The following is a 25,985-nucleotide window of genomic DNA, read 5'->3' as shown; positions in this document are numbered from 1 at the left end:
AGTTTTATGGACAAGTACATTTGCACAGTTTGTGACTACGTTTACGATCCCGAAATGGGCGATCCGGAAAACGGCATTGAGCCGGGAACATCGTTTGAAGACCTTCCTGAAGATTGGGTTTGCCCGCTATGTGGAGTCGGAAAAGAAGAATTTGAGAAAGCGTCTTAAGACGCTTTCTTTTCTTTTACATCACTACTTGCTTCTACTACATTTACCACATAATCGCCCAGCTTTTCGCACTCTGCGATAATATCCATATAGTAAACGCCCATCTGATAATCATATTCTTTATTATTTACATCCAGAATATTCTGATTCTTCAGCTGATTGCGATAGTTATTAATTTCATTCTCAATATTGAATGACTTATTCACGTCAATACTTTGGTGGTCGGAGCGTTCCACAACGACAATCATTTGTGCCAACGCATCATCCGTCAGTTTCATCATAAAGTGAATATGATCATATTGCTTTTCTGTGAAGTCCTGATTGGTCTGACGTTTACGATTGATAGTACGAGCAAGATTATAGCAACTATCACCAATACTTTCAATTTCCGTGACCTCACGAAGCATGGCACGAATCTGCAGCTTACTTTCTGAACTCAAACGTCCGTCGGACACCTGGTTCAGATAATTGGCTATCTCCAATTCCATATTATCGCTGATATTCTCATATTTCTCGATACGGCTGAACAGCTTATTATAATCGTCGTCTTTATCCGTATGCAGCAAATCTTGCACCATATTGAACATACGATGAGTGCGCTCTGCAAAGAGGTGAATTTCCTTGCGTGCCTGCAATATGGAAAGCTCCGCTGTAGAAAGCATACCACCGGAGATAAAGCGGAGACGATATTCCTCGTCGGCTTCTTTCTGTGGAATAATAGCGCAAACAGTACGCTCTATCAGTCTCACAAACCAGATAAGGATCAATACATTGCAGATATTAAAGCAAGTATGGAATGCTGATAACTTAAATGAAACGGCTACAGCAGGATCTTTCGTTCCCATCACGTTTTCCACAAACCACGATACACCACTCGTGAACGGTGTAAAGAGACAGAGCACCCAGATAACACCGAAGACATTGAATACCAGGTGAGCCAATGCAGCCCTCCTCGCCTGCGTATTACCGGTTAAAGCAGCAAGATTGGCAGTAATAGTAGTACCGATATTCTCGCCCAATACTAATGCCGCCCCCAATTCAAAGCTTATCCATCCATTGGCACACATGATAAGCGTAATAGCCATCGTCGCTGCCGATGCCTGCACAACCATAGTCAAAATAGTACCAATAAACACAAACAACAGAATAGAAATATATCCCATATCGGTATAGCTTTGTACAAAAGCCAGCATTTCCGGATTTGCTTTCAAATCCGGTGCATTGGATTGTAACATAGAAAGTCCCATAAAAAGGAAAGAGAAACCGAAAATAAATTCACCGATAGACTTACGATGACTTTTTTGAGAGAAGAGAAGAGGGATGCCAAAGGCAAGTAGAGGAAGTGCGAAAGCGGCTATATCAACTTTGAAGCCTAATGCCGAGATAATCCATGCTGTAACGGTAGTACCGATATTGGCTCCCATTATTACACCAATGGATTGGGATAAAGTGAGTAGTCCGGCGTTTACAAAACTCACCACCATAACGGTAGTTGCAGAAGAAGATTGAATCAGTGCTGTGATCAGCACACCCGTCAGCACCCCGGTTACCCGGTTGGTAGTCATTGCCGTTAGAATTTTCCGGAGCCTGTCGCCGGCAAACTTTTGAAGTCCTTCACTCATTATCTTCATTCCGTACAAGAATAATGCCAGTGAGCCAAGCAGCTTTAAAAAATCATAAAAAGAATATTCCATCTTTAATTAATTAGAAGGTTTTATGCCACATCTGTTATTATATCTATATTTAACGTATTAATCACCTAAAAAGGAGACGTCATGAAACACATGTTACAAATTTGTTGCAAAAATAATAATATTTCTAAAGAATTCCCCATCGGGAGTTCACTTTTGGATATTTATTACGGTTTTAATCTTAATTTTCCCTATCAGGTTGTCAGTGCGAAAGTTAATAACCGGTCCGAAGGATTGAATTTCCGGGTATATAATAATAAAGATGTAGAATTCCTCGATATACGCGACTCATCCGGCTTGCGGACATACGTACGCAGCCTTTGTTTCGTACTTTATAAAGCTGTCAGCGAACTGTTTCCCGATGGCAAACTTTTTGTGGAACACCCTGTCTCCAAAGGATATTTTTGCAATCTCCGCATCGGACGCCCAATTACCCTGGAAGATGTATCCGCCATTAAAAAGCGTATGCAGAAAATCATAGATGAAAATATCACATACCGCCGCACAGAATGTCATACCACCGAAGCAGTACGCATCTTCAATGAACGGGGAATGACGGACAAAGTGAAACTACTGGAAACCTCAGGTTCTATCTATACCTATTATTATTCGTTAGGCGACACCATCGACTATTATTATGGTAACCTGTTACCCAGTACCGGTTTTATCTGGCTGTTCGATATCGTAAAATACTACGATGGCTTGTTACTGCGCATACCCAACAAAGCAAATCCCAATGTTTTGGAAGAAGTTGTCAAGCAAGAAAAAATGCTCGATGTCTTCAAAGAACATCTCCGTTGGAACTACATCATGGGATTGGGCAATGTAGGAGACTTCAATCTTGCCTGTGAACAGGGGCATGCCACCGACCTGATCAACGTAGCCGAAGCACTGCAAGAAAAAAAGATAGCCCAAATTGCCGATGATATTTATCACCGTGGTGAAAATGGCAATCGTGTGAAACTGGTACTTATCTCCGGTCCCTCTTCTTCGGGTAAGACCACTTTCAGCAAACGTCTTTCCGTACAGCTTATGACGAACGGACTTCGCCCATATCCTATAGCCTTGGATAATTACTTTGTGAACCGGGAAGATACCCCAAGAGATGCGAATGGCGATTATGATTACGAATCACTTTACGCACTCGATCTCAAAAAGTTTGAGGAAGACCTGAAAGCTCTGTTAAGAGGTGAAGAAATAGACTTGCCGAGTTTCAACTTCACCACCGGGCAGCGTGAATATAAAGGTGACAAGTTACGGATAGACGAGCATACCATCCTTATTCTGGAAGGTATTCATGCACTGAATCCTGAACTCACCCCGCAAATACCGGCAGAGAATAAATACAAAATCTATGTGTCCGCCCTGACTACTATTTCCCTGGACGACCATAACTGGATTCCCACTACGGACAACCGTTTGTTGCGCCGTATTATCCGAGACTTCAACTACCGCGGCTACTCGGCACGGGAAACCATTTCCCGCTGGCCCAGTGTACGAGCCGGAGAAGACAAATGGATATTCCCTTATCAGGAAAATGCTGATGTGATGTTCAACTCCGCACTGTTGTTTGAATTTGCCGTACTGCGCTGCCATGCCGAACCCATATTGACCAGTGTGCCTCGCAACTGCCCTGAGTATGCCGAAGCGTACCGTTTGTTGAAGTTCATCAAATATTTTACACCCATACAAGACAAAGAAATACCGTTTACCTCATTATTACGTGAATTTTTAGGCGGAAGTAGTTTCAAATACTAAAAGATTATTTTACTTTTGCTTGCAAATTCATATAAATAGTTATGCTCATGAAACAATTTGCTTTCATTCTATCTCTCGTATTGTGTTTAAGCACAGTGACTTTCGCGCAAAGCACCAGCCGCGCCGATGAGCTAATGCAACAGGCACAAACTAACCTGAAACAAAAAGAATATATTAAAGCCCGTTACCTTTTCCTGCAAGCTTACAATGCTTTCTCCTCGCAAGAAAAGTATGACAAAGCTGTAGAGTGCGGTGTTAACGCCAGTGCCCTCTATCATCGGGAAAACTATTATAAGGAAGCTTTCGAGCTGTTGCGCGGTGCGGAACTATTGGTTACAGGAGGCGAACAGAAAAGTGGCAAGGCTATGCCGGATCTGCGCTTCCGTATCAATAAGGAGCGCCTGCAAATGTACATCAACCTTAAGAACCCTGCCCGAGCCAAAGAGCAACTGACCAAGCTGGAAGAAACTGCTAAAGCAGCCAAAAATGACTCTCTCAATAATGATTTGCTCTATACTCAGGCCAATTATTATTATACTTTCGGCATGAATTCGCAAGGAGATGCCTATATCAACCGCCTGATCGGTCAATATAAGGAACAGAAAAACTACGCTAAAGTAGACGAGTCTTATAAGACATTGATCGACATTGCCCGCAAAGCAAATAATGCCGGACTGGTGGCCCGCACTTACGACAAGTACATTCTTTGGACGGATTCTGTAAAAGCACTTACCGCCCAGGATGAACTGAATGTTCTGAAACGGAAGTATGACGAGAGCCTGCAAACTATCGAAGAGAAAGACAGCTCTCTCTCCGCCAAGCAGTACATCATCATTGGTCTTTGCATCCTCGCCGGACTCCTTGCTGCTGTATTAGTACTGGCCGGCATCGTATTGCTGCGTTTCGTTCTCCTTACCCGGAAGCAAAAGAAAGCCATCCAGATTGCGAACGAGCACAATGAACTGAAAACCCAGTTTATCCAGAATATCTCAGCACAAATGGAACCAACTCTGAATACTCTGGATGCAACGCAACCGGGCGTTCGTGCCCTGAAGGGTTTTGCAGAACACATCCAAGAACTGTCTGACCTGGAAAATACGTTATCAGAGACTTACGAAATGCGTGAAATCAACATCAATACTTTCTGTGAAAGTGTTATGGATAAGATTAAAAGCGGCTTAAAACCAGACATAACTACTGCCGTCAATGCACCGAAGCTCAGCGTAAAAACGAATCCGGAACAACTTGAGCGCATTCTTCTCCACTTGCTGAACAATGCAGCCGAGTTTACTCCCGAAGGTGGTAAAATCTGGCTGGATTTCAAAAAACGTGGAGCACACACTCATCAGTTCATCATAAGCGACACAGGAACCGGCATTGCCGAAGAAGAACAGGCAGACCTGTTCAAGCCTTTCACCAAAGTGAAAGACCTTACAGAAGGTGACGGTTTGGGACTACCTATCTGTTCTCTAATTGCTACTAAAATGAATGGTAGCCTGACGCTGGACAGCAGTTATACCAAGGGGTGCCGTTTTGTATTGGAACTACATACCTGATAAAAAATACACCTAAAATTAATAAGCCCCTATTTCTGATTTATTTTCAGGAATAGGGGTTGTTTATTTTCCACACCTACATTACATTGTTTTATCACCAGAAACGGGTACTTTTGCAGGCTGCAACAACAAATGATAAATCAATGAAAACCACTATCTTAGCTATGTTATTACTTGCATCTTGTATATTAGCGGCTTGTACTCGTTCCAGCCCGAACATCCAACTTGTACAAGCCGATTCTCTCATACAAAAGTTCCCTGACAGCGCCTTACATTTCTTACAGGGTATTCAACCAAAGGGATTACACTTAGCAGCCGACCGCGCATATTATGCACTATTATTGACACAAGTCAAAGACAAGAATTTCATCCATCAAACTGAGGATTCTCTAATACGTATTGCAGTGCAATATTATGATTCCACTAAAAATACAGCCATGCAGGCAAGGGCACATTATTATTTAGGATGCATTTGGAGAAACAAAGACGATCATCCAGAAGCTCTAAAAGAATTCTTTAAAGCCATAACCTATTCAAAAAGAATCTTTGACAATAGTTTAACAGGGCATATATACAACAATATAGCCTATTTATACTATTTACAAAGATTAAATGAACAAGCCGATTCAATCTATCAAATAACAGAAAAATTAGCAATATTGGAGAAAGACTCTATCCTTTGGGCTGATGCACTATCCCAACGAGGGATGATAAACATAAGAAAAGGAAGAGAATGCTATCAAAAAGCAGAAGAAAAAATACTCCATGCTTTCAATATTTCATGTAACATGAATCAAAGAAGTATGATAGCCAAAACAGCTTATTCATTAAGTCTATTATACGGACGTATGAACATGGGGGAAAAAGCTGTTGAATTCGCAAAACTCAATATCAACAATCAAGATAATTCAAATGCACTGGACAGGGCCTATCTGGTTTTGGGTGACGCTTATTACAAAATATCTCAATATGATTCCGCCTCAATTTACTTAAATAAAAGCCTTCATAGCGAAGACCACTATACCAAAGCAGGTGCCTATATGCGTTTAGCTGATATTGCCAAAAAGCAGGGATTATTGGAAAAGGCACTTGAGATGGAAAGAAAATACTCTTCTTATCTGGATAGCGCCCAACAAAAGCAACAGAGTGCTGAAATCGTTACAGCTGAGAAAAATATACTAATACAGCGCAAACAATCAGAATTCAAAGCAAACTTAGATCAAGTTTATTATTATATAGCCATAGGAATAGTGATTTTCTTGACACTATTTCTCGCATTATGGAAAAGACACAAAAAAGAAGTAATCAACTTCAAACGAAAAGAAATAGAAATAAACAAGCAGACAGAAGAACTGCTTCAACAGAAAAATGAGCAAATCAACTTTCTACAAAAAGAGATCACCCTACATAACTACAGCCAAACAGAAAAACAAATCCTAGAAGAAGAACTATACACTTTAAAAACAGAACGTCAAGCATTACTTAAAGAATCCTATGAACACTCTGAAGTATATGTAAAAATGAAACGAATCATCCAATCATATAAGAAAACAGATAAATCGAGCGAGTATTTCGATGAAGAAGATTGGAGGCAGCTAATTGCAGAAACTGATATACGCTGGAATAACATAACTATCCGTCTTGCTACAAAATATCCCCTGTCGCAAGATGAAATACACCTTTGCTGTCTATATCTGACAGACATACCTACCAGCCATTTCAGATATATTATGGAATGTAGCAGAGATGCCATATATAAAAAGACTAAGAAAATATTAGAACAGAAAATGAAATACACCGATAAATCAATGTCACTTCGTGATATTCTGGAGAAACTTCTATAAAAATAAGAGCAAATTCCAGATTATAGAACCTTTTCCCTACATTTCTACACTTTTTATACACTTTCATTGGATAATTTCTCTCTAAATTTGCCACCGTCGTAACAAATTAAAAGTATATCTTATGAAAAAGTTATTATTTGCATTTTTTGTATTAACTGTAGTATTGGGCAGTATTTCATTGCAAGCCCAGGATCGTTTTTCATTTGCCGATGATGATGAAAGGGAGATTCCCTTAGACCCGGTAGGATCTAAAGAAGGTGGTCCTATAGCTCGGAGCATCATCATCCAGCCCGCCAGTGCCTATGTCGATAGTGATATAGTCACTATAGTTTTCAACAAGGATTTGCCTTCTGCAAGTATTACCATTACAAATGTTTCTACAGGAGCAGTCATTTATTCTGAGATTTATTCCATGCCTACACTTATCACAATCAATGTAAGTGCAGAAAATTCCGGAGAATATCAGATAGAGATTGTATCAGATGAAATTCGCTTAAGCGGATACTTTACTCTTTAACAAAGAACCTAACCTAAACTTTAACTATAAATTCAGACTATGCTGGGAGATGATTATGCCACCAGTGAAGTAGTCCATCACTTTTTACGGTCATTGACCGTAAAAGTGAGCAGGACTACTATATGCCGTCTGCTCGACAATCCGTTGGGCAACACCATGCAAGGTATTAGTGACGCTTTAGATGCACTTCATGTAAAGAACGTAGTTTACCAACTTCAACCCCAATATCTGGAGAAGCTGCACGGCCCGTTCATTACCCAATTGGAAACAAGCCATTCTACATTCTGTCTTGTTGAAAAGATAGAACAGGATCGGCTCATTATCACTACTTCCGAAGTCAGCCACATGCCCATAAGTAGAAAATTATTTATTCACCAATGGACAGGAGTTGTCCTGTTGGGTGAAACCACTCGGGAAACCATCTGTGAATCTCATTGCCTGATCAAAAATATTAATTATATGTGTCGGCAACACAGAATACTAATTGCCGGGATCATATCTGTCCTCTTAGTTTTCTCTTCAATCTGGAGCAGAAATTATCCCCCCGGATTACCACTCTATCTCTCTGCATTAACTTGCGGTATTCTCATTTCTACTATAATCCTATACAAAGAGATGGTAGACCATCATTTTCTACACCGTTTCTGCCATATAGGCAAAGTTATAGATTGCAATGAAGTGCTCAAATCCAAAGGTGCAAGTATTGCAGGAATAGGAATTGGAGAGCTATCGTGGATGTATTTCACCACGATGTTCTTCTTCACAGCCGTCTGTCCCGAAGAGTTTCATCTTTTGGCTGCCCTGTCTGTTTTCATAGCAATTGCATTTACGCTATACTCTATTATATATCAGATATTCTTTATTCATAAAGCCTGTCTATTTTGTATGCTCACCACCTTCTCGGTCTGGCTGACAGCAGCATCGCTTTATATCATACGGAATAACTTTGAATGGAGATTTTCCATCCGGATTCTCTTTTCTATGATTGCAGTCAGCGTTATCTGCCTGATATTCTGGATACAGGCAAAAGCACTTGTTTCTTCGGACAAGGAGAAGCGTTTCATGAAGGTCAAATTATCCGGTCTACTCAATCCAATCACTTTCCAGAAGCTACTGGCGTTAAAGCCTAAAGTCAGAACGATGATCCATCCTGATATAGCTTTACACAATTCTGCCGATCATACAAAAGACAGACTGATGGTAGTTGTGAATCCCAACTGCAAGGCATGCGCCAAAGTTCACCACCACATTCGGGAGATCTCAGCGGATATATCCATCTCATTAGTCATATACACCAATGATCGTCTGGGAGCACATATTGCACAGACAATTCTCTCCGCCTATCTCTCCGAAGGTTGGGAAAAGGCTACTTATTTACTGGAGGAATGGTTCGAGATTCAGGAAATACCGGGTGTAGAGAAATACTACATCAATGACGTTGCACAGCTACTTTGGAGACAGCAACAAGAATATTGTGAGCGAAATAATATCAGTCATACACCAGCGGTTATTGTCAACGGACACTATATGCCAAGCGTTTATCAATTGGCCGAATTGAAGTATTTATTAGTATCCTCGGATAACAGATAAGAAGCAAATAGAAGCTTTATAAAGAAAGTATTCTCCCTTTATAGAGAATCTTTTCTCAATACGGTGAGAGTTTCTTCTCAATACGATGAGAATAAACTCTTAATTATGTGAGAAAAGATTCTCAACGTGTTGAGAAAGATAAGAAGAAAGAGAACTCAAAAAACATACAGTTGACTTGGTAATATTTCTCAAAAGAGATACCTTTGTATACTACTAACCAAATACTCATCAAAATGAAGCAGGGCATTTATGTTACAATATGGCTAATAAGTTTTCTTTTACTAAACTCATGTACACGACAGCACAATCACAATATACTGTTAGTACAAGCAGATTCGTTAATGGAAGAATATCCAGACAGTGCATTGCATATTCTGGAAAGCATAGAATCTCAACAACTGACAGTACACGCGGATCGCGCTTACTATGCTCTGCTACTGACACAAGCCAGAGACAAAAACTACATTGTACAAACGGATGATTCACTGATACGGACGGCTGTGCAGTATTATGATTCTATTGGAGATGTACAGATGCAGGCGAAAGCGTATTACCATTGGGGAGGAGTTTTAAGGGATCAAAGGAACTATTCTCATGCACTAAACCTATATGTAAATGCAAGCTATTATGCTAAGAACAGTGAAAGGTCAAAACTATTATCATTGATATATAATAATATTGGCAACATTTACTATCAAGAAAACCATTATAACAATGCGGATTCCATATATCAGTTGATGCAGCAGCAAGCGACCTTGCAGAAAGACACAATCAACTTGGTTGAAGCCTTATCCAAACGCGGAAGTATAAATATAGAAAAAGGAAAAGCACATTACCAGCACGCTGAATCATTACTATTACAAGCCTCAGAACTTACAAAACACTTTCCCTACAATATGTTGAAAGCTGACATTGCATCTTCCTTAAGTGCTTTGTATAGTAGAATGCAAAAAGGTAAAGAGGCTATAGAATACGCCAAAGAAAACTTTACCCTCTTAACTGACACTACATTATATACCAAAGGATACCTCTTGTTAGGAGACGCCTACTATAAAGCACAACTATATGATTCTGCCCAGTTCTATTTCAATAAAGCCTTGCATACCCAAGAATACGTCACCAAAGCCAATGCTTATATGCGCCTTGCCGATATTGCAAAAAAATTAAACGAATTAGAAGAATCGCTTGAACTGGAGAGGCTTTACTCTGCCTATCAAGATAGTGCACACAATCAAAATCTCTATATATTGTCGACAAGCACGTTTTATTCTCCTACCCCACCCCAATATAGGTCTGATATCCCCATAAAAAGATGGATATTATATATCAGTATATGCATACTTATAGTAGGGAGCTATCTATTTATAAGACAATATAAATACAAGAAAGTATCATCTGAGAAAAATAATATAAGGACAATGGAAATAGATATAGAAAAAGTAAAAGGCCAATTACAAGAAACGACCTTCTATATGAAAGCACAAAGCATATTGAATCATCAAAATGACATTAATGCCAAGCTAACAGAAAAACCGGAATTAACAAATGATGACCAGAAGTCCTTAATAAAGGAGATTAATTGTTTGATTCCCGAATATACTTCACACCTGAGAAAGAACTTTCCATTACTGACTGATAAAGACATTTTCTTTTGTTGCATCCACTTGTCAGGCTTTTCCATACAGGAACTTGGAGCCATTTTAAGCAGAACCCCTAATAGCATATATAAAAGACGGAGTAGCATTCTTGAAAAGAAAATGCAACTTGACAAAAATGATAATTTCATTAAAGCTATCACTTCTATCTGAAAAAGAGGCTTCATATTACACAGAAACTACATCTGAGAAAGCAAAACTACACAAAAACTACACACCTCCAAAGTTGTTTTTATGAATAACAATCTCTTAATTTGCACACATAACATAATCAAAAAAATAATTTTATGAAAACACTTTTGATCATATTAATCACCGCATTTACTATTGTTTGCTCCATCCAAGCACAGGAAAATGGAAGTACGATGGAATATAACAATACAGAAAGAGAAATTCCACTAAAGGATTTTAAACCGAACAAACCTATAAATAGAAGTCTTATCCCACAAGTTGCACATGCTTACTTATATAATAAAGTAGTATCCATATCTTTTGAAGAAGTGATGCCAGCAGTCACCATCAAGATTACCAAAGAATCTACCGGTGAAACTATTTACTCACAGGAATATATAAGCCCGGCTGCACTCTCCGTAAACCTGACTATGCAAGATTCAGGAACATACTATATAGAAATTGTTTCAGATACTATTTCTTTAGAGGGTGAATTTATGCTTTAAATTTAAAAGAGGGACATTATGTTGGGAGTTGATAACACCAGTGAAATACTCTATCACTATTTACGCGAATTACACGTAAAAGTGAGTAAGATGACCGTACATCGTTTGCTCGACAATCCGTTGGGCAACAGTATGCGAGGCATCAGCGATGCACTGGACTCACTTCACATCAATAATGCGGTATATCAACTTCCCAAAGAATATCTTGAAAAATTGGAAGCTCCATGTATTGTTATCACTAATGATAATGATTCTCCTTTTTGCTTGGTTGAGGAGATAGAAGAAGCATATATCACTATTACTATACCTCATTCCCAACACATGAGAGTAAGCAAACAACAATTCTTACAAAAGTGGACAGGCGGTGTATTAGTTAGCGAAGTAACAGAGAGAACCAATCAAGAAAAGAACTGTTGGCTGAAAAATGCAGTCGATTGGATTCAGCGATATCAATTACTATTAGCTGCCACCGCTACTATCCTGCTTATATTATACAGTACAAGTAGTAGCTACTCAACGGGAATGGTACTCTACTTATTTACGTTATGTATAGGAATTCTCGTATCTTCCGCGATTCTCTATAAAGAAACTGTCAATAGTAAGTTCTTGCACCACTTCTGCCACATAGGCAAAGCTATTGATTGCAATGAAGTATTACATTCTAAAGGTTCACATATTATAGGGATAGGATTAGGAGAATTATCATTATTCTACTTCAGCACTTTATTGCTATTTACCCTTATCCGCCCATACGACTTTTACTACATCAGTTTAATATGTAATATTACCGCAATAGGATTTACTATCTTCTCCGTAATCTATCAGATCTTTATAATCCGTAAAGGATGCATGCTCTGTATGGTTATAAACTTGATAGTATGGAGTAACTGCCTTACTTTATATTTAATAAAAGATCAATATAATCAGGTACTTTCTATACAAACAGTATTTCTCATTATTACTATAAGCTGCATTTATTTAATAATTTGGATACAACTAAAGAAATTGCTGAGCTATAATGAAGAAAGAAAGCAGCTCAAGACTCATTTCTCAGGCTTACTAAACCCTCAAATATTTCAAGCCATTTTAGCCCAAGAACCCCAAATTAGAGAAATGCCGAAGCATGACATTACTTTACACAATGATGTAACAGGTGAGAATCAATTATTATTTGTCACTAATCCTAATTGCAAGAACTGCGCAAAGACACTTTTACAAGTTCAAAAAATTGCTGATGAACAGCCTATATCTTTAGTGCTATTGACTTTCCCGGGAGATGACACGGGGAAACAAGTTGCACAAATAATAATCTCAATCTATCTTACAGAAGGTTGGAAAAAGGCCATGGATTCATTATTAAAATGGCACAAAAACCACCACATAGAAAACCCTAATCGTATAACGGATAAATCGAAGGAAATATGGAAACAACAACAGTTATATTGCTTACAACAACAAATAAATGAAACGCCCACTATAATTGCAAATAAACATTACTTACCATACATATATCAGATAGAAAATCTAAAGTATGTATTAACATAAAGATATTGTTCTCGAGACACAATAGCCGATAAGAGTGACGGTTGCAAAATATCACTCAAGTTATTTCACTTAAAATGCTAAATGATATGAAAGAAGAATTTCTAAAATTTCAATTATGCAAAGTGGCTATGAATGGACTCCGAGGAGGAGGAGCCGGACATGTAGAAAACTGTCATTGCGCAGGTGGTTCAACATTTACCATAATAGTAAATGAGACAGTAAATGTTGCAAATGTAATGGCCAAAAGATGCAATGGCGGCGACTGGGCTTGTAGCAAGCAGTAGACGATCCTAAGTAAAAACTCTTAAAGAGAGTGTGCCAAAAGTTACACAGTATGTAGATAAACAATTATTTGTTTGTGATATACTAAATAACTTCTGGCACATCCCCTTTTTAAACAGATAATTATGAAATACAAACTCTTCTCTCTTTTTTTCATGCTCTTATTACCAATAAGTGGTCATGCGCAAAACGCAACTATTCTATTTTCAACAGAACAAGATTGCGAAATTTCTATCTATGAGCCTATAGATGGAGGATACAATAATCAACTACCAACAACAATACTTAAAGTTACAACAAATAAGCCATGTATTTATAGTACAGACATCGTCTCATTTAATTTTATATATTGCCAATTCTCACAAGGAACGAAATGTGAGGTTATTCTTTTTCCAAATGACTCTTTAAAGATACACATCAATAATAAACAAATAACATTTGAAGGAAGCAATCAAGATGGATTAGAATACTTACAGGACAAATTCACAAACGCCTCCCATTATGACCTCTATATGGGACCAATGGAAGAACTAATAAACGAATATGTTGGGCAAAAAAGAGAATTCAACACGATTATACCGGAAATACAGAAGAATATCATTCTTCCGACAATGAAAGCCATAAACGAAATACCACTAAGCACAACCACGTCTCAGGACTTTATCGATAAATTAGGAAAAGAAATTCTACTACAATACAACAGCTATCTAATTTTGCTCCTAAGAAGTATATTAGAGATAGAAGATTATAAAGTCACTGCTATTAAAGATAGTACAGAAATAGTCAATCAAATAGATAATCTATTTAAAACCACTGCACTACTTAGCCGGGAAACATTAAAATATGATTATGATTTATTCGTCTCCCAATATCTGGTGTTCTACTACGGGGAAGAAGCACCAGAAGAATGTGAGGAAAACATATTCGGACCTTATAGAAATATTTTATATGCACCTATAGATATGCATCCTGTTTTATTGGGGAAAGCATATCTCCGCCAATTGGAACGCAACACGCCAGTAATGAACCTTCCTAAAGTCCGAAAATATTTCAATGAGAAATTCCCTGATAGTCAATATACCGCTATTATTAATGATAAAAGCCGAAATGAAGAAGATTCAAAAGACTTCTTTTGCTCGTACATCAAACAGAACATAGATTCCTTATCACAACTCAGAACTATATCGGAGCTTAAAAACAAATATATATTCATTGATTTATGGGCAAGTTGGTGTATGCCATGTAGACATGAATTCAAGTATAAAAAAGAGTTGAATGAACTACTAAGTACTTATAAAGACATATCTGTAGTATATATATCTATCGATAATTCCACACAAAAAGACAGTTGGCAACAATGCATCAATAATTATAAATTAAGCGGCTTTCACTTACTGGCAGCCTCCGAATTACAAAAGAGTATTCAGAAACAAATATATGGAAGTGATGAATTTACAATACCCCGATACATATTGCTTAACTCAGATGGTAAAATTCTGCATAGGAATTTACCACGTCCCAGCCATATTTCAGATTTAAAAGAAGTATTAGATAAGATAATGCAATGACATTTGTTCCTTACTATCCTCAGCATGACGCCATGGACTGCGGCCCCACCTGCCTCCGCATGGTAGCAGCCTTCTATGGCAAACGCTATTCGCTGGAAGGGTTAAGGGAAAAGTCATTCATCACCCGTGAAGGGGTATCCATGCTTGGTATCAGCGAAGCGGCAGAAAAGATTGGTTTTCGCAGCATTTGCGTACAAGTGGGTTATGAAAAGCTACAGGAAGCTCCTTTACCCTGCATCATACATTGGAACCAGCAGCACTTTGTCGTAGTATATAAGCTCAACGATAAGCATGTTTGGGTGGCCGACCCCGGTGCAGGAAAACTAAAATATACCAAAGAAGAATTTTGTAATTGCTGGCTGAGTTCCCGAAAGAACGAAGAAGACACAGGTGTGGCGTTGTTGCTGGAGCCCACACCCGAATTTTATACAATAGAGGACGAGGGAGACGAAGTGAATCGCAGAGGTTTTAGCTTCCTCTACTCCTATCTCCGCCCGTACCGGAGGTTGGTGGGGCAACTACTTTTAGGTCTGCTACTGGGCAGTATGATACAGCTCATGTTACCCTTCCTCACACAATCGGTAGTAGACTTCGGCATCAACAACCAGAATCTCGGTTTTATCTATCTGGTGCTGATTGCCCAGTTGATGCTGTCTTTCAGCAGCAGTGCCGTAGATTTCATACGGGGCTGGATATTGCTACATCTGGGCACACGCATCAACATCGCCCTCATATCAGACTTCCTTATCAAGCTAATGAAGATGCCTATCAGCTACTTCGACAGCAAAATGACAGGAGACATCCTGCAACGCATCAACGACCACAAGCGCATACAGGATTTCCTGACGGGAAGTAGCCTCAGCGTTATCTTTTCCGTATTCAATATTATCATCTTCGGCATTGTACTGTTGGTGTACAGTGGCATGATATTCCTTATCTTCATGGGCGGAAGCGCCCTGTACGTGGCATACGTCTGGCTATTCATGAAGAAGCGCGCCGAACTGGATCACAAGCGTTTTGCCCAGCAAAGTGCCAATCAAAGCACGGTAGTGCAACTGGTGAACGGTATGCAGGAAATAAAACTCAGTGCCTGCGAACAACAGAAACGTTGGGAATGGGAGCGAATACAAGCAAAGCTATTCAAAGTAAACATCAAAAGCCTTGCCCTACGACAGTATCAGGATTCGGGAGCGGTGCTGATTAATCAAAGCAAGAACTTGCTGATTACCGCACTCGTAGCGAGCTTGGTAGTGAAAGGGGAAATGACACTGGGTATGATGCTGTCCGTGCAATACATCATCGGACAGTTGAACAGTCCGGTAAATGAGCTCATCGCCTTTGCCCGCGATATGCAGGACGCACGGCTCAGCATGGACCGCCTCAGCGAAGTGCGCGACAAGCCGGATGAAGAAGACCCCACCCGCGAATTACTGCGGGAAATACCGGAAGGAAAAGAAATAAGACTCCAAAACCTTAACTTCAAATATGATCCGCTAAGCGAATACCCGACGCTGGACGACATCAACCTAGTGATTCCGCCGGGCAAGCAAACGGCCATCGTGGGTATGAGCGGAAGCGGAAAGACAACACTCGTTAAACTACTGTTAGGATTCTACCCGCCCGCAAGCGGCGATATCTTCATCGGGGATACTCCACTGGGAAGTTACAGTATTCGCGAGTGGCGCAAGCGGTGCGGCGTAGTAATGCAGGATGGTTTCATCTTCTCCGACAGTATTGCCGGTAACATTGCACCCGGAGTAGAGCATATCGACAAGAAACGTCTGCGCCATGCTGCTGAAGTGGCAAATATACACGATTTCATAGAAGAATTGCCTTTAGCATACAATACTAAGATAGGACAGGAAGGGCACGGATTAAGTCAGGGACAGAAACAACGCATACTCATAGCCCGCGCCGTGTACAAAGACCCGGAATTCATCTTCTTCGACGAAGCAACCAATGCACTGGATGCCAACAACGAACGCACTATCATGAACAACCTGCAAACCTTCTTCAAAGGCAGGACATCCGTAGTGGTAGCCCACCGGTTGAGCACCGTAAGGAATGCGGAACAAATCATCGTCATAGAACAGGGCAGGATAGCAGAGACCGGAACGCATGAAGCGCTGATTGCTCTGGAAGGAAGATATTACAAGCTGGTGAAGAACCAATTGGAACTTTAATAAGTGGAGAGTTGAAAATGGAGAGTTGAGAGTTATGAAGAAACAAGAAGAAAAGGACATAGAATTGAGGTGTGAGGAGGTGCAGGAGATATTGACGCGACCGCCACACGCATTGATCAGGTGGGGAATAACCGTATTCTTCGGGGTATTGGCACTGCTCTTCATCGGCGGCTCTTTCTTCAAATACCCGGATATAGTAAGTGCCGGGATCACCATCACCACAGAGCATCCGCCCGTATGGATCGTGGCAAGAGGAAGTGGAAAAATTCAGGAGGTATATCGAAAAGACCGTGAAACCATAAAAGCAGGAGATATCATAGCTGTACTGGAGAATCCTGCCATCACTGCCCATGTATTGGAACTGAAAGAAAGGATTACTTCTTTCATTCTGACGGATAGTTGTATCTGCCAAACCGTGTTTCCAGAGAAACCGGAACTCGGAAACATTCAGAATGCTTATGCCTCTTTCATCAAATGCTTGACAGATTATCGTAATTTTCTGTCGATAGACCTCTACGCCCAGAAAGAGCAGGCCGCCTGCAAAGAACTGCAAGAGTATCAGAAGTACATCCGGCATCTGAATAAACAAGCAGAACTTGATGAAGAACAGGTACAGATAGCTTCCGCTACCCATAGCCGGGAAAAGAAACTCTTCGACAAAGGATTAATATCGAAAGCTGATTATGAAGAAGCACAACAAACCTATCTGAATCGCAGGCAAGGGAGAGAGCAACTAATGACTTCACTTTCATCTGCCAGAATACAAGAGGCGCAATTACAACAGAATATTGTAGAAATCCGTATGGAACGTAATCGGGAAGCCAATACAATAAGCACTTCGTTAAAATCAGCCCTCAATGATTTACAGGTAAGCATCAGCGATTGGGAGTTGGGATATCTCTTTACCAGCCCTGCCAGTGGTATATTATCTTACAATAATATCTGGCAGAAGAACCAGAATGTCAATGCGGGAGATAAAGTGTTCTCTATTGTAGCCTCTACTCCCGGTGACATTATAGGAAAAATAAAATTACCCGTCAGCGGATCAGGCAAAGTATGCCCCGGACAAAGAGTGAATATCAGTGTGACAGGGTATCCATACATGGAATTCGGCTTCCTCACCGGAGAAGTGCTGTCTGTTTCACTATTAGCAAGCGAGGACAATATGTACACTGTCACGGTAAGTCTGCCACAAAATTTATGCACCTCATATGGCAAGCAGTTGGACTTTAAAGGAGAACTTTCCGGCACAGCAGAGGTCATGACAGACGAACGGAGCGTAACTGCACGTCTACTCAGTCCGCTCCGCTATCTGTGGGAAAAATATCTATAAAAAATCTTTTATTTCAACCAAGTCGCTCGTTTCCACAAGTATTCCAGCGGACCGTGTGCATGACGGCTCATCCACCAACGGCAGAAAGCAAGCTGCACGATGAAGAGCACTACTCCTACCAGGAAGCTGGCTGTTATACCCAACTGAGAGTGAAGTGCAAGACCCCAATTATAGAACAACAACGAACCGATAATACTCTGAGTAATATAATTTGTAAGACTCATCTTACCGTAAGGAGTAATCTTCATCAACCAGTCATGCAGGTTTGTCCGATAGAAAGCAAAGATAACACCCGACACCAATATCAGCATAAATGCAAATTTGGACAAGGAAGTTATGATTAGTAACAAAGGAGTAAGAATAGACTTACTAACGATGAAACCCGGCAACATATTACCCAATCCATATAGGGGGAAGAAAGCGATAAGAGCGCCACAAAGTACCTTATTCCAGAATTTCAGATTTTCCTTCAGGAAAAGTCCCCGACGTCCTATCAGCAAGCCGAACAGGAAAAGAGCGGCAGTCTGGAATACACGTCCGTGATCCCAAGCCCATGCAAGACTGGCAATCTGCCCTTCCCATAAATTCACACGCAGAGTTTCAAGGAAAGTGCCGTGACTCTGCACTTGAAAAGCAGCTCCCCAGTAACTACCTGTCGGAATAGAGGGAGTCACAAAAGAAGGATCTATGCAGGCACATATCACATAATAAAGTGGTAATGGTTGTATCAGAAGTACACATGCCAGAATAAACAACCATTTATCTTTCAGCCTGCAGGTAAGTGGTAAGATGAATCCGACTAACGAATAGAGCACCAATACTTCGGCCGTGAAAAAAGCTGCATTTATATTACCAAGAATGAACAATAAGATCAATCGCCAGCAAAAACGCAAACGAAAATCATTGCCACGCATACGCTGGTTATTATCCTGGATGAAGAAACTAAAACCAAAAAGTAAAGCAAACACAGCGTAAGCCTTTCCTCCGAACATGAAAAAGAGTCCGTCCCAAATGGCTTTATCAGAAAAGTTAAGCCATGCACTTTGAGTACTTGTATCAGGAAATGAATAGAAATTAAAGTGTTCGATGGAGTGTAATACAATGATGCCCATAACGGCGAGCCCACGCAGCACGTCAGCTACGTCAATACGGGTGTGTTTTTCCAATTTCTGTACCATAATCAGTATAAATTCATTAGCAATCTGCTCTTTTTAATGTTAAAATCGCAAATATAGAATTTATTATCCACTTTTGGAGGCAAATTCCCAATTTCTTCCAGAATTGCCCGTCATCTTTGCAATAAAATCAACAATAATCAAAAACTCTAAAAAATAAGTAACTATGAAATTGAAAATGTATTTAGCCCTATTAGCTATGGGGATGTTAAGCCTACAAAGCTGTAATGACGACGACGACGATCTCCCAAGCTCTAAAGTTCCCGAAGCTGTACGCACGGCATTCGATAGTAGTTTTTCTAACACCGCTAACCTGAGTTGGGAAACAAAAACTGTCTCGCAAGAGCAATATTACAAAGCTGAATTCAACAACAAGAGTGACAACGGATATAAAACAGAAGCTTGGTACAAGGCAGATGGTTCGTGGCATATGACGGAGACAGAAATGCCATATAGTGCCATTCCACAAGCAGTAAGGACCTCCTTTGAGAGCAGTGAATACGCCACTTGGCAAAAAGATAATGAAGTGGAACGCATTGAACGTGCAGGAACCGAAAAAGAGGTTATCTACATCATAGAAGTGGAATCTGCACAGGATATAGATATGGACTTACATTATTCAGCAGACGGAATTCTTATTAAAGCCGTAAATGATGACGGTAACGGCAATAATGAATCATTGCTGCCGGATGCTCCATCCAATATGGTTACTGCCGTAACAGAACTTATACAGAAGAATTATCCTAACGCCCGTATTATTGAGATTGAGCAGGAGAAAGGAATGATTGAAGTGGATATCATACACGAAAATCAAAGTAAAGAAGTATTGCTTAGTACAAACTATGAATGGATTTCCACCTCATGGGATGTATATGTACTTCCAGTAAAAGTAACAGATGCCATTAAAGCGTCACAATATAGCGACTATGTAGTAGATGATGCCGAATATTTTGAAACTCCTGCCGGGAACTACTACTGGATAGAGCTGGAGCAAGGCGAAAAGGAAGTGAAAGTTAAGATCAACGAAGACGGACAGTTTATCTGATAACACCGATTAGATAATAAACGAAAAGGGGCAGCCATAGCTGCCCCTTTTCGTTTATTAGAGTATATGATCAGTCAGCGGAAGAATTTAATGTTTTCAGTAATTCACCCTTCACCGCATCCGTTCCCGGAAAACCGACCGACCGATAAGTTTGTTTTCCTTCACGGTCGAGTACCAGATAGGTAGGTACACCACGAACCTCAAATTTATTGCAGATAGCCGCCCATTGTGCATTGGTAAGTCGATAATGTTCACCATGAATATCGGGTATCATATTATTCCATGTTGTCTCCGGAGAATTTTCACCGGCAATAAAGACATACACGATATCCTTATCTATCAGTTCTTCCTTCATAGGCTTCATCATCTTCATTGCCATCTTACAAGGACCACACCAGGTAGCCCAGAAATCAACAAGCACCACTTTACCTTTGAACGGAGCGACCATAGCTTCAAACAGTTCATCATCTTTAACGTCTGCAGCCAAAGTACGAACCGTGAAACCACGTTTACTCTTATTCTCTTCTATCCTCCGAAGCAGTTCCGTATTCATTGCGGTCAACCGGTTCAGAAAATAGGAATTTTCAATTGCATGCAACGCAGCAAAATCATCTTCAGATAAAGGTGTAAAATCTTCCAGTTTCGAAACACATTGCATGGCTTTCTGTACATCATAATAGATACCTTGGCTACCAATCAGTTCTTCAACCGCTTTTCGGTTAGCTTCCATTCCTTGTCTACCAAATTCCTGAAAAAGAGCATCATATCTATTCCTCAGTTCTTTCATTACCGAAGAATCATACGATGACGGATTATCGCGATATTTCTTCATCGTCTCCTTATCTTTAGGGGCCACTTTAGGGGAATTGAGTAAATAATCAAAGATGTCACCTCGCTTTACAGACGGCAAGCTTATATACCCGGTATTAACTACCCTGGAAGGATAATTAAAACAATACACAGACTTGGGTGAATTGATATAACCAAGTTCACTTAGAAAATCGAAATAGTCATTTGATGGTTCAGGAGAACGATACTCTTTACTTGCATCACGCACAGACAGCCCCTTTTGCTGAGCATAAGCCTGCAATAGCTGATAATCATATCCACATAACAACCCATACAATGCATCTTTATTCAGCACCGTCAACAGTTCCGCATAAGCCTTACTTATCTTCTTATTAGCGTAGATCGCCTTGTCTGCTTCCTCATACTTCTGCATACAATATGCCTTGTACTGGTCCGGATTCATGTCATACAAGTCTTTCAGCTCAACAGAACAAAGAGGAATCTCTAATCCGGAATTCATCTCCGTATTCAATCCGGCATTCAGTCCTTCAAAATAAACCTTCTTCCCTTCAGGTTTCGCATCTTTCCGCAAACGACTGGAAGCACGCGTCATCTCACGAAGATTTACAGTAATCTTGGTTTCGCCACCTGGAGACAATAAAAAAGAAATAACAGAGCCACCCACACTTAAATAGGCAACAGAAGGATGTGAAACAGGCATTTCCGTATGAAAATTTCCTGCTTCATCCAACTTTAACTCTGTATTCTTTTGTCCATAAGCAGATAAAAAATCAGCTGAATGTAGTTCGACTTTCATGCGAAATGAAGGCTTATAATCCAGAATACGCCCACTGATGATAGCGGTTCCCTCTTTGATTTCAGGCGTCGGCAAAGCAACAGCAGTCGCTTTGCCGGCTTTCCCTAAGTCTTTAGGCAATTGGAGTTTGGGCAACTTCCCGATCAGGCTGATACCAAAAAGATTAAAGTCTCTTTCACCTTCACCTTCCACAAAATCAAACGACTTTACAGATGCCGGCAGAGGTGGAAATATCAAAGAAAAAGTAGCCTCACCCGACTCAGGCATCCAAAATTCCTGGCCCAACTCTATGCCTACTCCCTGCCGCACCTGGTAACGTTCACCATTATCTGCAACCAGACAAGTAGCAGGAGCAATACGTATCCAGTTCTTTGGAATAAATTTTGCATCCACATCAACCACGGTAGCTGTATCCGACAAATGAATAGCAGCTATCTCAATGGTTTCCGTTGCCTTTGCTATAAACGGAGGCCGATTAATCGTCTTTTGTGCATGCAATACACTCCAGGACAAAAGACAAAATAAGAATAGTAGTTTTTTCATTAGACTCATTCTTAAATTGATACTATCGCAACGCTTCCACCTCTTCCGGAGTCAACGGTATCTTCTTGCCTAAGCGGCGGGCACCGGTTTCTGTAATAAGATAATCTTCTTCATTGCGGATACCGCCGAAGTCACGATATTCTTCCACTTTGTCATAATTGATAAAGTCTGTGAATTTCTTTCCTTCTTTCCACATGTCAATCAATTCAGGAATAAAGTAGATACCCGGCTCAACAGTATGTACAAAGCCCGGTTCCAAAGGAATAGCAAGGCGTTGAGACTTACGTCCGAACTGTGTGCTCTTGGGTTGACCGTCATAACCTACCCACACTTCTCCCAAGTTTTCCATATCATGCACGTCCAGTCCCATCATGTGTCCCAGACCGTGAGGATAGAACAATGCATGAGCACCTTCGCGCACTGCATCATCTGCATTTCCTTTCATCAGGCCCAGTCCTTTCAAACCTTCTACCATTACGCGGGCAGATAAGTCGTACACTTCCATATAAGGAATACCCGGACGGAGAGCCTTTACAGATTCCAGATGCATAGCATTCTGAATTTCGTAAACGGCACGTTGTTTTGAAGTAAACGTTTTATCGGCAGGTACAGTAGACGACATGTCACCGCAATAACCCGACGGAAGTTCCGCACCGGCGTCGATCAGGAACAAGTCACCCGATTTAATTTTATTACCATGATAATGATTATGCAAAGTCTGTCCGTTGATTGTGGCAATCGTAGGGAAAGAAAGTTCGCAATTATTCATTTCGGCTACACGGTTCATCTCTGCCACAACTTCATATTCGTACATACCCGGCCGAATCACTTCCATCGCCTTGATATGCATGTCGGCAGTCACATCACATGCTTTTTCTATTTCTGCAATCTCTTCAGCAGATTTATAATTACGCTGTGCCACCACCGCACGGATAAACGGTACGGAACCTTCCTGGCGTGCAGGCGGAACACCCAGCCAATCCATGAGTTTCAACTTATGTTCGGGACGGTAAGGCGGAAGATAATGTACCGTCTGCCCCTTTTGTACGGCTTTGTGCAGATAGCTGATAATTCCGGCAGAAGGAAGTGTCTCCCGAATACCTACCCGTTCGCTCTTCTCTTTCAGAGTTGGCTGTGTGCCCATCCACACAATATGGTCGATAGTCAGTTCGTCCCCGAAAATGATTTCTTTGTTCTCATTGATGTCAATGATAGCGGAAAGTCCGGCAAACGACAAGCCGAAATAGTAGAGAAAGGTAGAATCCTGACGATAACGGAAAGCATTATCTTCATAATTCAGTCCTTGTTCGTCATTTCCCAAGAATAGTAACACTCCGGAGCCAACATTTTTTTTCAGCAGGGCTCTGCGCTGCACATAAGTTTCTTTATCAAACATAACGTTGCAATTTTTTAAGTTGATACGCACAAAGATAATGCAAACCAAAAGCAGCACAAAATAAGCTTGCTTATTTTTTAATGCTGATGTGCAGCTTATCTTCGCTTTTAACGAAGATAATGTAAATTAGGCGCCAAACTTTCATGCTTGCATGAAAAACTTATACCGAGAACATTTCGCGTTCCCGAACTATTCACTATTTTTGCAAAAAGTGCGAAGATAAGCTGCGCCTCGGCATAAAAAATGAACTCGTTCATTTTATTCTGTCTCGGTTTGCATTATCTTTGTGGCGAGTAAAAGAAAAGAATAAGTATGGCACAAGGTTCCAGACAAGTACAAACTCAAGCGCAGCAACAGGTACAGACACTGTCGCCCCAGCAGATTCTGGTAGTGAAGCTACTGGAATTGCCCGCTGTAGAACTGGAAGACCGTATACATGCGGAACTTCTGGAAAATCCGGCTCTGGAAGAAGGAAAGGAAGATACGGCAAGTGACGACTTTTCTGAAAATTCCGATACGGGAGGTTCCGCAGAAGACAACGGAGCCAATGAATATGATTCATTAAGCGACTATCTGAGCGAAGACGATATCCCCGACTACAAATTGCAGGAAAACAACCGTAGCAAAGGTGAACAGGCTGAAGAAATACCTTTCTCCGATGCTACTTCTTTTTACGAAACTCTGAAGGAGCAACTAAGCGAACGTGACCTGACCGAGCATCAGCGTGAACTGGCGGAATATCTGATCGGATCATTGGATGACGACGGCCTGCTACGTAAGTCTCTGGATAGCATCTGTGATGAACTTGCCATCTACGCCGGCATCGAATGCACCCAGGAGGAATTGGAAGAAGCACTGAAGATTATCCAGGACTTTGACCCCGCCGGACTTGGCGCACGCAACCTGCAAGAATGCCTGCTCATTCAGATTCATCGCAAGATAGAGCAACAGCACTTCACCCCGAACCCTCTACTTTATATAGAAGAAGCGATCATCTCCGAATGTTACGAAGAATTCACCCGTAAGCATTGGGACAAGATACAGCAGAAGCTCGGACTGGAAGAAGACGCTTTTGAACAGGCTATCAAAGAGATCTGCAAACTCAATCCGCGTCCGGGTGCCTCCCTGGGTGAAGCCATCGGCCGGAACATGCAACAGATCATCCCCGACTTCATTGTAGATACATACGACGACGGTACCATCAATCTGGCTCTGAACAACCGGAACGTTCCGGAACTGCGTATGAGCCGCGACTTCACCGAGATGGTGGAAGAACATACCAAAAACAGGGCTAACCAGTCGAAAGAGTCGAAAGAAGCCATGATGTTCCTGAAGCAGAAAATGGATGCAGCACAAGGCTTTATCGATGCCGTGAAGCAACGTCAGAATACATTAATGACTACCATGCAAGCCATTATCGACCTGCAACGTCCGTTCTTCCTCGAAGGAGACGAATCATTGCTGCGTCCTATGATATTGAAAGATGTTGCCGAACGTACCGGACTGGACATTTCAACCATTTCCCGCGTCAGCAACAGCAAATATGTGCAAACCAACTACGGCATCTATTCACTGAAATTTTTCTTCAATGACGGATATGTCACCGAGGACGGTGAAGAAATGTCTGTACGCGAGATTCGTAAGATATTGAAGGAATGCATTGACAATGAAGATAAAAAGAAGCCTTATACGGATGATGAACTGACGGATATACTGAAAGAAAAAGGATATCCGATAGCACGCCGCACGGTAGCCAAGTACAGGCAACAGTTGAACATACCGGTGGCAAGGCTGAGAAAGTAATTATAAAATGATAAGGTGGTAAATGATTAATGAATCCAATTGTAAAATTA

The 25,985-nt window shown here is 40.8% G+C and carries 19 protein-coding genes; 15 read left to right on the top strand and 4 right to left on the bottom strand.

The window, feature by feature from the left end:
• Positions 1-6 precede the first annotated feature (6 nt).
• On the top strand, positions 7-168 hold the full coding sequence (rd, locus tag BWI44_RS03655; protein WP_021967231.1) for a rubredoxin: 162 nt from the start codon (positions 7-9) through the stop codon (positions 166-168).
• Here the strand turns inward: rd and BWI44_RS03650 are convergent.
• The gene (locus BWI44_RS03650) at positions 165-1,862 is read right to left on the bottom strand and encodes a Na/Pi cotransporter family protein (RefSeq protein WP_021967230.1); all 1,698 of its coding nucleotides are present in this window, start codon (positions 1,860-1,862) and stop codon (positions 165-167) included. The two genes, rd and BWI44_RS03650, sit on opposite strands and share 4 nt — an antisense overlap.
• 81 nt (positions 1,863-1,943) lie before the next feature.
• Between BWI44_RS03650 and BWI44_RS03645 the strand changes: the two genes are divergently transcribed.
• The 12 genes from BWI44_RS03645 (at position 1,944) to BWI44_RS03590 (ending at position 18,367) form a co-directional block, all read left to right on the top strand.
• A complete protein-coding gene (locus BWI44_RS03645; RefSeq protein WP_044534440.1) occupies positions 1,944-3,617 on the top strand; it encodes a nucleoside kinase in 1,674 nt (557 codons plus the stop codon).
• Between the two features lie 47 nt (positions 3,618-3,664).
• Complete coding sequence (locus tag BWI44_RS03640; protein WP_195209076.1) at positions 3,665-5,173, top strand: sensor histidine kinase; 1,509 nt, start codon at positions 3,665-3,667, stop codon at positions 5,171-5,173.
• A gap of 143 nt (positions 5,174-5,316) precedes the next feature.
• Entirely contained in the window at positions 5,317-7,017 is a 1,701-nt protein-coding gene (locus tag BWI44_RS03635; RefSeq protein WP_195209075.1) for a tetratricopeptide repeat protein, read from the top strand.
• A 121-nt stretch (positions 7,018-7,138) separates the two neighbouring features.
• Positions 7,139-7,534 carry a DUF3244 domain-containing protein gene (locus BWI44_RS03630; protein WP_195209074.1) on the top strand — a complete coding sequence of 132 codons (396 nt, stop codon included), beginning with the start codon at positions 7,139-7,141 and terminating at the stop codon, positions 7,532-7,534.
• Between the two features lie 39 nt (positions 7,535-7,573).
• Positions 7,574-9,124 (top strand): vitamin K epoxide reductase family protein, encoded by a 1,551-nt coding sequence (locus tag BWI44_RS03625; RefSeq protein WP_138292429.1) that lies wholly within the window; start codon positions 7,574-7,576, stop codon positions 9,122-9,124.
• A 341-nt stretch (positions 9,125-9,465) separates the two neighbouring features.
• Positions 9,466-10,932, top strand: coding sequence for a tetratricopeptide repeat protein (locus BWI44_RS03620; RefSeq protein WP_286811615.1), 1,467 nt, complete (start codon positions 9,466-9,468; stop codon positions 10,930-10,932).
• Positions 10,933-11,066: 134 nt separating this feature from the next.
• The gene (locus BWI44_RS03615) at positions 11,067-11,456 is read left to right on the top strand and encodes a DUF3244 domain-containing protein (protein ID WP_195209072.1); all 390 of its coding nucleotides are present in this window, start codon (positions 11,067-11,069) and stop codon (positions 11,454-11,456) included.
• 18 nt (positions 11,457-11,474) lie between these two features.
• Positions 11,475-13,001 (top strand): cysteine peptidase family C39 domain-containing protein, encoded by a 1,527-nt coding sequence (locus BWI44_RS03610; protein ID WP_195209071.1) that lies wholly within the window; start codon positions 11,475-11,477, stop codon positions 12,999-13,001.
• 128 nt (positions 13,002-13,129) lie between these two features.
• Positions 13,130-13,285: a hypothetical protein gene (locus BWI44_RS03605; protein ID WP_182424475.1), complete on the top strand. Its 156-nt coding sequence runs from the start codon at positions 13,130-13,132 to the stop codon at positions 13,283-13,285.
• Positions 13,286-13,408: 123 nt separating this feature from the next.
• On the top strand, positions 13,409-14,851 hold the full coding sequence (locus BWI44_RS03600) for a TlpA family protein disulfide reductase (RefSeq protein ID WP_195209070.1): 1,443 nt from the start codon (positions 13,409-13,411) through the stop codon (positions 14,849-14,851).
• Positions 14,848-17,034 (top strand): peptidase domain-containing ABC transporter, encoded by a 2,187-nt coding sequence (locus tag BWI44_RS03595; protein ID WP_195209069.1) that lies wholly within the window; start codon positions 14,848-14,850, stop codon positions 17,032-17,034. The genes BWI44_RS03600 and BWI44_RS03595 overlap by 4 nt, the downstream gene beginning before the upstream one ends.
• Before the next feature lie 34 nt (positions 17,035-17,068).
• A complete protein-coding gene (locus BWI44_RS03590) occupies positions 17,069-18,367 on the top strand; it encodes an HlyD family secretion protein (RefSeq protein ID WP_007661992.1) in 1,299 nt (432 codons plus the stop codon).
• Between the two features lie 8 nt (positions 18,368-18,375).
• Here the strand turns inward: BWI44_RS03590 and BWI44_RS03585 are convergent, their stop codons facing one another.
• Entirely contained in the window at positions 18,376-19,545 is a 1,170-nt protein-coding gene (locus BWI44_RS03585) for a DUF418 domain-containing protein (RefSeq protein WP_195209068.1), read from the bottom strand.
• Positions 19,546-19,708: 163 nt separating this feature from the next.
• Here BWI44_RS03585 and BWI44_RS03580 point away from each other — a divergent pair, with 163 nt between their 5' ends.
• Positions 19,709-20,587, top strand: a complete 879-nt coding sequence (locus BWI44_RS03580) for a PepSY-like domain-containing protein (RefSeq protein ID WP_138292435.1) — start codon at positions 19,709-19,711, stop codon at positions 20,585-20,587.
• A 70-nt stretch (positions 20,588-20,657) separates the two neighbouring features.
• Here BWI44_RS03580 and BWI44_RS03575 read toward each other — a convergent pair whose 3' ends face one another.
• The gene (locus tag BWI44_RS03575; protein WP_278705912.1) at positions 20,658-22,736 is read right to left on the bottom strand and encodes a TlpA family protein disulfide reductase; all 2,079 of its coding nucleotides are present in this window, start codon (positions 22,734-22,736) and stop codon (positions 20,658-20,660) included.
• A gap of 22 nt (positions 22,737-22,758) precedes the next feature.
• Positions 22,759-24,132: an aminopeptidase P family protein gene (locus BWI44_RS03570; protein WP_138293274.1), complete on the bottom strand. Its 1,374-nt coding sequence runs from the start codon at positions 24,130-24,132 to the stop codon at positions 22,759-22,761.
• Between the two features lie 312 nt (positions 24,133-24,444).
• Between BWI44_RS03570 and rpoN the strand changes: the two genes are divergently transcribed.
• Positions 24,445-25,935: an RNA polymerase factor sigma-54 gene (gene rpoN / locus BWI44_RS03565; RefSeq protein WP_007661987.1), complete on the top strand. Its 1,491-nt coding sequence runs from the start codon at positions 24,445-24,447 to the stop codon at positions 25,933-25,935.
• Positions 25,936-25,985: the final 50 nt, after the last annotated feature.

The organism is Bacteroides sp. Phil13, from assembly GCF_001940965.1.
In the GTDB taxonomy this organism is placed as follows: Bacteria; Bacteroidota; Bacteroidia; order Bacteroidales; family Bacteroidaceae; genus Bacteroides; species Bacteroides intestinalis.
The sequence above is the reverse complement of the archived record's forward strand: the minus strand, read 5'-3'. Positions and strand labels throughout refer to the sequence as shown.